The sequence below is a fragment of the Actinophytocola sp. genome (assembly GCF_050699915.1).
GTDB lineage: Bacteria > Actinomycetota > Actinomycetes > Mycobacteriales > Pseudonocardiaceae > Actinophytocola.
Map to the genome: position 1 here is coordinate 1 of NZ_JBOHGA010000214.1, position 10382 is coordinate 10382.

Genomic DNA, 10382 nt, shown 5'->3' on the forward strand with positions numbered 1-10382 from the left:
GGCCGGGGTCGGCCGCGCCCTCGGCGGCGAGCGCGGCGGCGACGGCGGCGCAGTCGGCCACGTCGACCTCGCCCCACCGGCCGTTGAGCGACTCGCGGAACTCCCGGCCGTAGCCGGCCGAGCCGCCATAGTCGACCGCTACGTAGCCGAGGCCGCGGCTGGTGAAGAAGGCGCCCTCGACGTCGAGCGAGCGGCGGGCCTTGCCGGTCGGCCCGCCGTGCACGTAGACGAGCAGCGGTGGCGCGGCGCCCGCCGGGCCGGCGAAGTCCGGGTTGCGCGGCGGATAGAACAGCGCGGGGACCCGCCGCCCCTCGGGACCGTCGACGAGACGTTCCTCGGGCACCGGGAGGAAGGCCGCGTCGGGCAGGTCGGACCAGTGGGCGGACAGCGTCGTCACGGCCGAGGTCGCGAGGTCGAGCGCGACGACGGCGAGGTCCTTGGTCGGCCCGCCGGCGGCACTGACCACACTGCCGTCGCGGACGGCGACGTCCGGAGTCCACCTGGTCAGGTCGGTGTCCACATCGGTCACCGTGGCGGTGTGCTCGTCGAGTACCGCGAGCCGGCCAGATCGCAGGATCGCGTGCCGGCCGCCGCCCAGCGGCGCGAACCAACGCATCCCGGGGCTCCACAGTGGACCGCCGAGCTCCTCGGCGCATGGCGCGAGGTTGCGGCACGACCCGTCCGGCTCGATCCGGAACAGGTTCCACCAGCCCTCGGGGTCGGACAGCGCGAGCAGCGAGCCGGCCGCCTCCCACTCGACCTGGCAGACGGCCTCCCGCGGCCCGCCGGCGAGCACCTCGTGGTCGCCGCCGAGCGGGGCCACGCACAGCCGGGTGCCGTCCCACGGCATGTTCGGGTGGTCCCAGCCGAGCCAGGCGATCCGCGTGCCGTCCGGGCTAAGCCGGGGGCCGGACATGAAGCGGTGGCTCGCGGCCAGCACCCGCGGCTCGCCACCGTCGAGCGGAACCGCGACCAGGTCGCGACGCAGGTCGGTGGGCCCGTCGCCGACCACCGTCTCGCGCACGCACAGCACCGAGGTGCCGTCCGGACCGGGCGAGAGGTCGGCGTAGCGGACGCCGTGGTGGCGGTCGGGCTCGGCGGTGATCGGCCGCAGCTCGCCGGGCGCACCGACCTCGTGCAGGTAGAGCCGCTGGTCGTCCCAGTGGGTGAAGACGACCAGCTCCCCGCGCCCGCCGTCGAGCACCGTCCAGGGCCGGCCGCCGTACTCGTGTACGCGGTTGCGTACGTTCCACGGCGCCGGCAGGACCTCGACCGGGTGACCGTCGGTCCCCTCGTGGAGCAGCGCGACCCGGCCGCCCTCGGTCGGTCTGGTCTCGGCCCACCAGACGCGGCCGCCGTGCAGGTCCACCCATTTCGGCTCGGCGTCGGCCGCGGCGGCCAGCTCGGCGCTGACCGGAGACTCCCAGGACCCGTACGGTGCGATCTTCACCACGCCGGGCACCCTATCCGGTCGGCCTGCCCGGGCCGGGTTCGCTAACGTGGCGAAAGATCCGTCGTGGCGGGGGGAACCTGCCTACTCGACCGCGCCGTTTGCCGTAGGGTCGGAGGTGCCATGGCTCGTGTCATCCACATCTTCCGTGAACCCGATCGGTTCGTCGCCGGCACGGTCGGTCAACCCGGCGATCGGATCTTCTACCTGCAGGCTTCGGAGAGCGCCAGGACCATCAGCGTGACGCTGGAGAAGCAGCAGATGGCCGTGCTCGCGGAGCGCATCGGGTCGCTGCTGGAGGAGGTGCACCGGCGGTTCGGGGCCGATCTGCCGGACGAGACGCCGGACGACCTCGTCGACGCGGACCCGCTGAAGGTGCCGGTCGAGGAGGAGTTCCGGGTCGGCACCATGGGCCTCGGGTGGGACTCCGAGACGCGCGCGGTGGTCATCGAGCTGCTCGCGATCACCGAGGGCGAGGTCGACGAGTCGGTCGTGCTCGACGACACCGAGGAGGGCCCGGACGCGGTGCGGGTGTTCCTGACCCCGGCCGAGGCGCGGGCGTTCGCCGAGCGGGCCGACCGGGTGATCAACGCCGGCCGCAAGCCGTGTCCGCTGTGCGGCGAGCCGCTGGACCCGGCCGGGCACGTGTGCCCGCGGCAGAACGGGTACCGCCGCACCGAGGACGAGACGGACTGAGTTTGTACCCGTCCGATCCCGCCGTCACCGAGCTGCTCGCCAAAGGTCGCATCGAGGTCGAGGGCCGGCTGGTGGACGCGTCCAACGCGACGCTGTTCTGCGAGATCAGCGGCGGCGACGCGACCGCGCACTGCGTGTACAAGCCGATCTCGGGCGAGCGGGCTCTGTGGGACTTCCCGGACGGCACGCTCGCGGGACGGGAGGTCGGCGCGTACCTCGTCTCCGAGGCCGCCGGCCTGCACCTGATCCCGCCGACCGTGCTGCGTGCCGGCCCGTTCGGTCCCGGCATGGTGCAGCTGTGGGTGGACACCAAGGAGGGCGACGACCTCGTCGACGTGCTGAGCCCGTCCGACGTGCCGACCGGCTGGCGCCGGGTGCTGCGCGCGCACGACCGCTTCGGGGAGCCGGCGGTGCTCGCGCACTCCGACCACGCCAGCGTGCGGATGATGGCGGCGCTGGACGTGGTGATCAACAACGCGGACCGCAAGGGCGGCCACGTCCTGCACGGCACGGACGGCCTGGTCTACGGCGTCGACCACGGCATCTGCCTGCACACCGAGCACAAGCTGCGGACCGTGCTGTGGGGCTGGTCGGGCGAGCGGCTGCCGGAGGACGTGCTGGAGATGCTGGGCACGCTGCGCGAGGCGCTCCGCAACGACCTGGGCGACGACCTGTCCGAGCATCTGACGCGGGCGGAGATCCGCGGGCTGAAGAGGCGGACCGAGGAGCTCCAGTACAAGGCGGAGTTCCCGAGCCCCGACGCGGACTACCGGGCCATCCCCTGGCCTGCCTTCTAGGCCACGAGCACGTCCCGGCTCTCCGCGTCCGGCGCGGCGAACTCGAGCATCCGCCGTCCCTCCCGAACCAGCGCCGCGGTGTCCTTCTTGGACACCTTGCCCCACGGCGTGATCGTCAGCGTCGCGGCCTTGCGCGCCTTGGAGACGCGCCACTCGCCCCGCAGGAAACCGTCCACCAGGAACGTCCCGGGGAACACGCCGTTCTTGACGCCGAACAGCCGCTTGCGGAACTCCTCGCTCATCACCCGCGACCTGTCCGCATGCGACAGCAGCAGATTGTCGAACTCGGGCAGGAACCGCACCGGCACGGGCAGGTCGGCCGGCGGGCGGGGCGCGTCGGGCAGGTCGATCAACTCGCGGCCGGACTCGTCGGCGAAGACCCGCAGCCGCGACCGCAGCGGGTCGACGACCTCGCGAAGCCGAGTGAGGCCCGACCAAGTCTGGATGTCCGCGACCGTGGCCGGGCCGAACGCACCCAGGTAGCGCAGCACCAGCCGGGCCGGGTCCGGTGCGGCATCCACCGACCTGCCAAGCCAGTGCTCGACGGTCCGGTAGCGCGTCTGGCCCGACCGGCCCCACACCGCCCGCGGCGGCACCTGCACCAGGGTGAGCTGCCCGCGGGCGACGTGCGCGAGTGAGCCGGGCGGCACCGACGGCCACCGCGTCGCCAGCTCGACGCCCAGCTCCTTCGCGGTCAGCGCCTCGTCCTCGAGCGCCGAGCGGGCGGCGTCGGCGACCTTGCCGATGTCGACGTCGGTCAGGTTGCGGGCGTGCTGGACGTTCGTCCGCAGGTCCCGGTCCATGATCACCTGGACGAGCGGGCGCAGGAAGCACGCGTCCGCGGCCGTGACCAGGTGCACGGTGCCGCGCATCAGCACGACCCGCACCACCCGGCGCTCGACCAGCGCGTCCGCGAGCTCCGCCGGCCGGAAGTCCACCAGCCGCGTCCACAGCCCCGTGTACGGCGGGAACGGCGCCTGCGCCTGCAGGCCGACCAGGTGCTCGATCGCCGACTCGGCCGGCCGCGTCTCCCGCTCGACCAGCAGCTGGCGGGCGAGCGTCGCCCGGTTGATCGCCCGCAGGCTCAGGACCTCCACCGCAAACCTCCTCAGCGCAGCCCGCGGAAGAACTCTCGCACGTCTGCGACCAGCAGGTCGGGAACCTCCATCGCGGCGAAGTGTCCGCCGGTGTCGAAGTCGGTCCAGTGCGTGATCGTGTTGGTCTCCTCGGCGTACCGGCGGATCGGGATGTCGTCGGCGAACGCGGCGACCCCGGTCGGCACCTCGGTGCGGTACGGCCACTCGCCGGAGTGCGTGGTCTCGTAGTAGAGCCGCGCGGCCGACCCCGCGGTGCCGGTCAGCCAGTACAGCATCACGTTCGTGAGCATCCGGTCCCGATCCACCGACGCCTCGGGCAGTCCGTCGACGGGGTGGGTCCACTCCTGGAACTTCTCGACGATCCACGCGAGCTGGCCGACGGGCGAGTCGGTGAGCGAGTACGCGATGGTCTGCGGGCGGGTGGCCTGCACCTGGAAGTAGCCGTTGCCGTTGTCCTGGAACTCCTGCTGGCGGGCCCAGCGCGCCTTCTCCACGTCGGTCAGCGTGTCCTCGTCGACGCCGCCGAACGGGATGAAGCCGACCGTTGCCGCGTTGACGTGCACGCCGACCACGTGCTCGGCGTCGACCCGGCCGAGGTCGGGGGAGACCAGCGCGCCGAAGTCGCCGCCCTGCGCGCCGTAGCGGTCGTAGCCCAGGCGCGCCATCAGCTCGGCCCTGGCCGCCGCGATCCGCCGGGTGTGCCACCCGGCCTCGCGGGTGGGGCCGGAGAAGCCGAACCCGGGCAGGGACGGGATCACCAGGTGGAAGGCGTCCGCGGGGTCGCCGCCGTGGGCGACCGGGTCGGTGAGCGGGCCGATCACGTCGAGGAACTCGACGATCGAGCCGGGCCAGCCGTGGGTCAGCACGAGCGGCAGCGCGGCCGGCTCGGGAGAGCGGACGTGGACGAAGTGGACGGTCGCGCCGTCGATCTCGGTGACGTACTGCGGCAGGTCGTTGAGCTGCTTCTCGTGCGGCCGCCAGTCGTAGCTCGTGCGCCAGTGCTCGGCGAGCTCGCGCAGGTAGCCGAGCGCGACGCCCCGGTCCCAGCCGACGCCGGGCAGCTCGTCGGGCCAGCGGGTGGCCGCGAGCCGGCGGTTCAGGTCGTCGAGGTCGGACTGCGGGACGTCGATGCGGAACGGGCGGATCTCGGTGTTCGTCATGCCGACGACGCTATCGACCAATGGTGACAGCTTCGGTCACCATTGTCTGCGAGAATTCCGGTCGTGTGGGAGACGTCCGGACGGCTGCTGAAGATGCTGTCGTTGCTGCAGACCCGGCGCGACTGGACCGGCGGTGAGCTCGCCGAACGGCTCGGCGTGACGCTGCGGACGGTGCGCCGCGACGTGGACCGGCTGCGCGACCTCGGCTACCCGGTCACCGCGACGCCCGGTGCCGCGGGCGGCTACCGCCTGGAGGCCGGCGCGGCCATGCCGCCACTGCTGCTCGACGACGAGGAGGCGGTCGCGGTCGCCGTCGGCCTGCGCACCGCCGCGAACGGCACGATCGCCGGCATCGAGGAGATCTCTGTGCGCGCGCTGGCGAAGCTCGAGCAGGTGCTGCCCGCACGGCTGCGCCGCCGGGTGGCCGCGCTCGGCTCGTCGACCGTGTCGCTCGCCGGCCGCGGCCCGACCGTCGACCCGGGTCTGCTGGCGTCGCTGGCCGGCGCGTGCCGCGACCACGAGTCGCTGCGGCTGCGCTACACCCGCGCGGACGGCACGGAGAGCAGGCGGCTGGTCGAGCCGGTCCGGCTCGCCTGCACCGGCCGCCGCTGGTACCTGCTCGCCTGGGACCGCGAGCCGGCGCAGTGGCGGACGTTCCGGGTGGACCGGATCGCCGGCACGCCCTCGCCGGGCCCTCGGTTCCCGCCCCGCGACCCGCCCGACTCCGACGTCGCCGGCTACATCTCCCGCGCGATCTCGTCCGCGCCCTACCGGCACCAGGCGACGATCCGGCTGCACGTGCCCGCCGAGGTCGCCGCGGAGCGCGTCACGCCCGCGTCCGGCCTGATCGAGGCCGTAGACGAGCACACCTGCCTGCTTCACGTCGGCGGCCCGTCGCTGGCCGAGTTCCCGGTCTACGTGGCACAGATCGGCTTCGAGTTCGAGGTGCTGTCGCCGCCCGAGCTCGTCGAGCAGGTCCAGGTTCTCGCGCAGCGGTTCAGTCGCTCGGTTGCCAGAGCTCGAACACCACGCCCTGGTCGTCCTCGCACGTCGCCTTGAGACCGTACGGCTTGCGCTCCGCCTCGCCCGCGATGCCGCCCGCGGCGCGGACCCGGCCCAGTGCGGCATCGAGGTCGTCGACCCGGTAGACGAGCTGGATCTGCGGCTCCACGTCCTCCGGCGACCAGATGCCCAGGTGCGGCTGGGTCTCCTCGGTGTTCCACACTCCGGGCTGGCTGCCGGCGTGGAAGGGCACCTGCAGCACGGCTTCGTAGAAGTCCTTGGCCCGGTCGGTGTCCGCGGTGACCATCGTGACCCGGGCGACGTCCCCCTGCCGGAACCGGGTGGCCCAGGCGGGCGGGCGCAGCAGTATCCAGCGGTGGCCGAACGGGTCGACGATCACCGAGCCGCGACCGTACGGCTGGTCGGTCGGCTCGCGTTCCACGGACGCCCCGCGCGTGCGGGCGCGCTCGGTCGTCGCGTCCACGTCCTCGACCTGCAGGTGCAGCGTGTGGCTGTGCATGGGGGAGTCCGGCGCGCGCACGGGCACGTCCGGCCAGAGGTCGGAAGCCTCGGCGAACATCAGCACGGCGTCGCCGATGCCGATCTCGGCGTGGCCGATCGTGCCGTCGTCGTTGGCGTACAGCTCGCCGCGCTGCTCGGCGCCGAACACCTCGACGTACCAGTCGCGTGCGCGACGGGCGTCGGCGACGACGATGTACGGGGTCAGCGTCGCGGGCCAGGCGGCCTGGCGCTGGGCGGATGGAGTGAGCTGGGTGGTCATGTCTGCTCCTGACTGTGCGAGCACGGCGCGGGTCAGGCGATCCCGCAGCCGTGCGGCAAATGCCGGTGCCGGGTCGACCGGCACGACGGGCTCGCGCAGCGAGTCGAACGGATCGGTCATCACGAGCCCTCCTCTCCGGCGTAGATCCGGCGGAACGCGCCCCGGGCTCGCACCAGCAGCGCCTCGGTGGCGTGCACGGTGCGATCGAGATGGCGGGCCACCTCGGGGACCGGTAGCCCGTCGAGGTAGCGCAAGGTCAGCGCGGCCCGGTGGTGCGGGCCGAGCGCGGCGAGCACCTCGCGGGCGCGGATGCGGTCCACCGCGACGTCCCACGGATCCTCGACCGGATCGGGTTCGCCGTCCAGCAGCCGCATGCCGCGCCGCTCGCGCTCGACCCGCCGCCAGTGGTCTGCGAGTTTGTGCCGGGCCACCCCGATCAGCCACGGCACCGACGGCGGCGGCGCGTCCGGCGCGCGGGCCGCACCGACCGCGGCGAGGAAGGACTCGGCGGTGAGGTCCTCGGCGAGCGTCACGTCGCCGCACCGGGCCAGCAGGTAGCCGTAGACGTGCGGCAGCGCGTCGTCGTACAGCTCCAGCAGCCCGAGTGCCGGATCGGGCGCGACGCCCGGAACGGGGTTCACGCCTGCATAGTCGTCCGGGCGGCCGACACTCCGACGCCCGGTGCCCGGATTTCCCTCGAAAGATCAGTAGGGTCGCCCGCGTGCGCAACGACCCGTACGGCGGCGACGTACTGTCCCGCAGGCAGAACCGGCGCGCGGTGCCCGAGGTGGCGGCCGAGTCCGGGCTCGTCGTGGAGGACCCGGCGAGCGGCTTCTGCGGCGCGGTGACCGGGTTCGAGCACGGGCACGTGGTGCTCGAGGACCGGCACGGCCGTCGTCGGCTGTTCCCGCTCACCCCGGCCGGCTTCCTCCTCGACGGCAAGCCCGTCACGCTCACCCGCCCGGCCGCCGCGCCCGCGCGGACCGCGACGGTGTCCGCGTCGGGCTCGGTCCGCGTCGAGGGGCACACCGCCCGTACCGCGCGCGACAGCCGCCTGTGGGTCGAGGGCATCCACGACGCCGAGCTGGTGGAACGCGTGTGGGGTCACGACCTGCGCGTGGAGGGCGTCGTGGTCGAGCCGCTGCACGGGGTCGACGACCTGGCCGGCCTCGTCGCCGACTTCGGCACCGGACCCGGGCGCCGGCTCGGCGTGCTCGTCGACCATCTGGTGGCCGGCAGCAAGGAGTCCCGGATCGTCGCCGGCGTCCGCGACCCGAACGTGTTGGTGACCGGTCATCCGTACGTGGACATCTGGCAGGCGGTGCGGCCGGCGGCCGTGGGCATCGACGCATGGCCGGTCGTGCCCCGCGGCACGCCGTGGAAGGACGGCGTGTGCGCGGCGCTGGGCTGGGGCGAGCCGGCGGACGGCTGGCGCCGGGTGCTCGCCCGGGTGCGCAGCTACAAGGACCTGGAGACTCCGCTGATCGGCGCAGTCGAGCGGCTCATCGATTTCGTTACCACCGGTGAAGAGTAGTGACCGTACGGCCAAGATTCTGAGATCATGGAGCCATGGCCGCGCTGCTATGGCTCATCGGGGGTATCGCGCTGATCGCCGCCGAGGTGCTGTCCGGAGACTTCTTCCTACTGATGATCGGTGTCGGAGCCCTGTTCGGCGCCGGCGCCGACTGGTTCTTCGACGACACGATCATCGCCGCCGCGATCTTCGCGGCCGTGTCGATCGGACTCGTGACCTTCGCCAGACCCTGGCTCAAGCGTCGCCTGCACGGCGACATGGTGCACACGAACGCGGACGCGCTCATCGGCCGGAAGGCGGTCGCCGTCTCGACGGTGAACCAGCACGGCGGCCAGGTGCGGTTGGACGGCGACCTGTGGTCGGCCCGCGCGTTCAACGACCAGAAGGAGATCGCGCCGGGGGCGTCGGTGACAATCGTGGAGATCTCGGGTGCCACCGCCGTGGTGCTCTCGGACTCCGAGTGAGCGCCGGTCGACACGCCCGCGAACGCGGCAGTCAGGTGATCGCGTCCGACATGTCGAACGACGCGGCGCCCGCATGAACAGGTTCGGGACGATCTTGTGATCTACTTCCTGCGCGCCGACCAGGAAGCGCCAACCCGAGCCGGAGTGGAGGCACGTTGACCATTCTCATCATCGTCGTGGTCGTGGTTTTGTTCGTACTCACGATCGTGGTGAAGTCCATCCTGGTGATCCCGCAGGCGCAGTCCGCGGTGGTCGAGCGGCTCGGCAGGTACCGGTCGACGGCCGAACCCGGGCTGAACTTCCTGGTGCCGTTCCTGGACCGGGTGCGAGCCCGGATCGACCGCCGCGAGCAGGTCGTCTCGTTCCCGCCGCAGCCGGTGATCACCCAGGACAACCTGACCGTGTCGATCGACACCGTCGTGTACTTCCAGGTGACCCAGCCGCGCGACGCGGTGTACGAGATCTCCGACTACATCATCGGTGTCGAGCAGCTGACCACCACGACGCTGCGAAACGTGGTCGGTGGCATGAGCCTGGAGGAGACCCTCACCTCCCGCGACTCGATCAACGGCCAGCTGCGCGGAGTGCTCGACGAGGCCACCGGCAAGTGGGGCATCCGGGTCGCCCGCGTCGAGCTGAAGGCGATCGACCCGCCACCGTCCATTCAGGACTCGATGGAGAAGCAGATGCGCGCGGACCGGGAGAAGCGCGCCATGATCCTCACCGCGGAAGGTACCCGCGAGGCGGCGATCAAGACCGCGGAAGGCCAGAAGCAGAGCCAGATCCTGTCGGCCGAGGGTGCCAAGCAGGCCGCGATCCTCGCGTCCGAGGGTGAGCGGCAGTCGCGGATCCTGCGCGCCCGGGGTGAGCGCGCCGCCCGGTACCTGCAGGCGCAGGGCCAGTCGAAGGCGATCGAGCTGGTGTTCGACGCGATCAAGGCCGGCAAGCCGACCCCGGAGGTGCTGGCCTACCAGTACCTGCAGACGCTGCCGCAGATGGCGCAGGGCGACGCCAACAAGGTGTGGATGCTGCCCAACGACTTCGGCAAGGCCCTCGAGGGCTTCGCGAAGGCGCTTGGCGCGCCCGGCGAGGACGGCGTGTTCCGCTACGAGCCGCCGGCCTACGAGCCGCCGAGCCGGCCCGAGCAGAACGAGGACGAGCTCGCGAGCTGGTTCGACACGTCGACCGACCCGCATGTCGCCGAGGCGGTCCGGGCCGCGGAGGCGGTCGCCCGCCAGGCGGTGCCCAGCCCGCTGAGCCCGCCCACCACGTCGGCGGTTCGCCCGGTCGGCACCACCACGACCGACACCCGGCCGGCGACGCCGGACGTCCCACCGGCCCAGGTCACCCCGGCCGCGCCGGATCCGGTCAGCCCGCCACCCGCGCCGGCGGCACCAGCAC

The 10382-nt window shown here is 72.6% G+C and carries 11 protein-coding genes; 6 read left to right on the forward strand and 5 right to left on the reverse strand.

The features are described 5' to 3' along the window. A partial coding sequence (locus tag ACRDSK_RS27345) for a prolyl oligopeptidase family serine peptidase (RefSeq protein WP_431444193.1) occupies positions 1–1453 on the reverse strand: 1453 nt, incomplete at its 3' end. Between the two features lie 120 nt (positions 1454–1573). On the opposite strand from ACRDSK_RS27345, the gene ACRDSK_RS27350 reads away from it, so the two are divergent. Together ACRDSK_RS27350 and ACRDSK_RS27355 are read left to right on the forward strand one after the other, a co-directional pair. Continuing rightward, complete coding sequence (locus ACRDSK_RS27350; protein WP_431444195.1) at positions 1574–2146, forward strand: DUF3090 domain-containing protein; 573 nt, start codon at positions 1574–1576, stop codon at positions 2144–2146. A gap of 2 nt (positions 2147–2148) precedes the next feature. Continuing rightward, positions 2149–2943, forward strand: coding sequence for an SCO1664 family protein (locus ACRDSK_RS27355; RefSeq protein WP_431444196.1), 795 nt, complete (start codon positions 2149–2151; stop codon positions 2941–2943). On the opposite strand, the gene ACRDSK_RS27360 is transcribed toward ACRDSK_RS27355, so the two are convergent. Together ACRDSK_RS27360 and ACRDSK_RS27365 are read right to left on the reverse strand one after the other, a co-directional pair. Next, positions 2940–4040, reverse strand: coding sequence for a winged helix DNA-binding domain-containing protein (locus ACRDSK_RS27360; protein WP_431444198.1), 1101 nt, complete (start codon positions 4038–4040; stop codon positions 2940–2942). The genes ACRDSK_RS27355 and ACRDSK_RS27360 overlap by 4 nt on opposite strands. Positions 4041–4051: 11 nt before the next feature. Further along, positions 4052–5200 (reverse strand): epoxide hydrolase family protein, encoded by a 1149-nt coding sequence (locus ACRDSK_RS27365; RefSeq protein WP_431444199.1) that lies wholly within the window; start codon positions 5198–5200, stop codon positions 4052–4054. A 63-nt stretch (positions 5201–5263) separates the two neighbouring features. Here ACRDSK_RS27365 and ACRDSK_RS27370 point away from each other — a divergent pair, with 63 nt between their 5' ends. After that, positions 5264–6259, forward strand: a complete 996-nt coding sequence (locus ACRDSK_RS27370) for a helix-turn-helix transcriptional regulator (protein WP_431444200.1) — start codon at positions 5264–5266, stop codon at positions 6257–6259. On the opposite strand, the gene ACRDSK_RS27375 is transcribed toward ACRDSK_RS27370, so the two are convergent. Both ACRDSK_RS27375 and ACRDSK_RS27380 read right to left on the reverse strand, forming a co-directional pair. Beyond that, on the reverse strand, positions 6198–7103 hold the full coding sequence (locus ACRDSK_RS27375) for a VOC family protein (RefSeq protein ID WP_431444201.1): 906 nt from the start codon (positions 7101–7103) through the stop codon (positions 6198–6200). The two genes, ACRDSK_RS27370 and ACRDSK_RS27375, sit on opposite strands and share 62 nt — an antisense overlap. Beyond that, entirely contained in the window at positions 7103–7624 is a 522-nt protein-coding gene (locus ACRDSK_RS27380) for an RNA polymerase sigma factor (RefSeq protein ID WP_431444202.1), read from the reverse strand. The genes ACRDSK_RS27375 and ACRDSK_RS27380 overlap by 1 nt, the downstream gene beginning before the upstream one ends. Before the next feature lie 80 nt (positions 7625–7704). Here ACRDSK_RS27380 and ACRDSK_RS27385 point away from each other — a divergent pair, with 80 nt between their 5' ends. From ACRDSK_RS27385 to ACRDSK_RS27395, 3 genes are all read left to right on the forward strand, one after another. Next, positions 7705–8517, forward strand: a complete 813-nt coding sequence (locus tag ACRDSK_RS27385; protein WP_431444203.1) for a DUF3097 domain-containing protein — start codon at positions 7705–7707, stop codon at positions 8515–8517. A gap of 35 nt (positions 8518–8552) precedes the next feature. Continuing rightward, positions 8553–8981, forward strand: a complete 429-nt coding sequence (locus ACRDSK_RS27390; protein WP_431444204.1) for an NfeD family protein — start codon at positions 8553–8555, stop codon at positions 8979–8981. A gap of 155 nt (positions 8982–9136) precedes the next feature. Then, on the forward strand, positions 9137–10382 hold a 1246-nt coding region (locus ACRDSK_RS27395), incomplete at its 3' end, for an SPFH domain-containing protein (protein WP_431444205.1).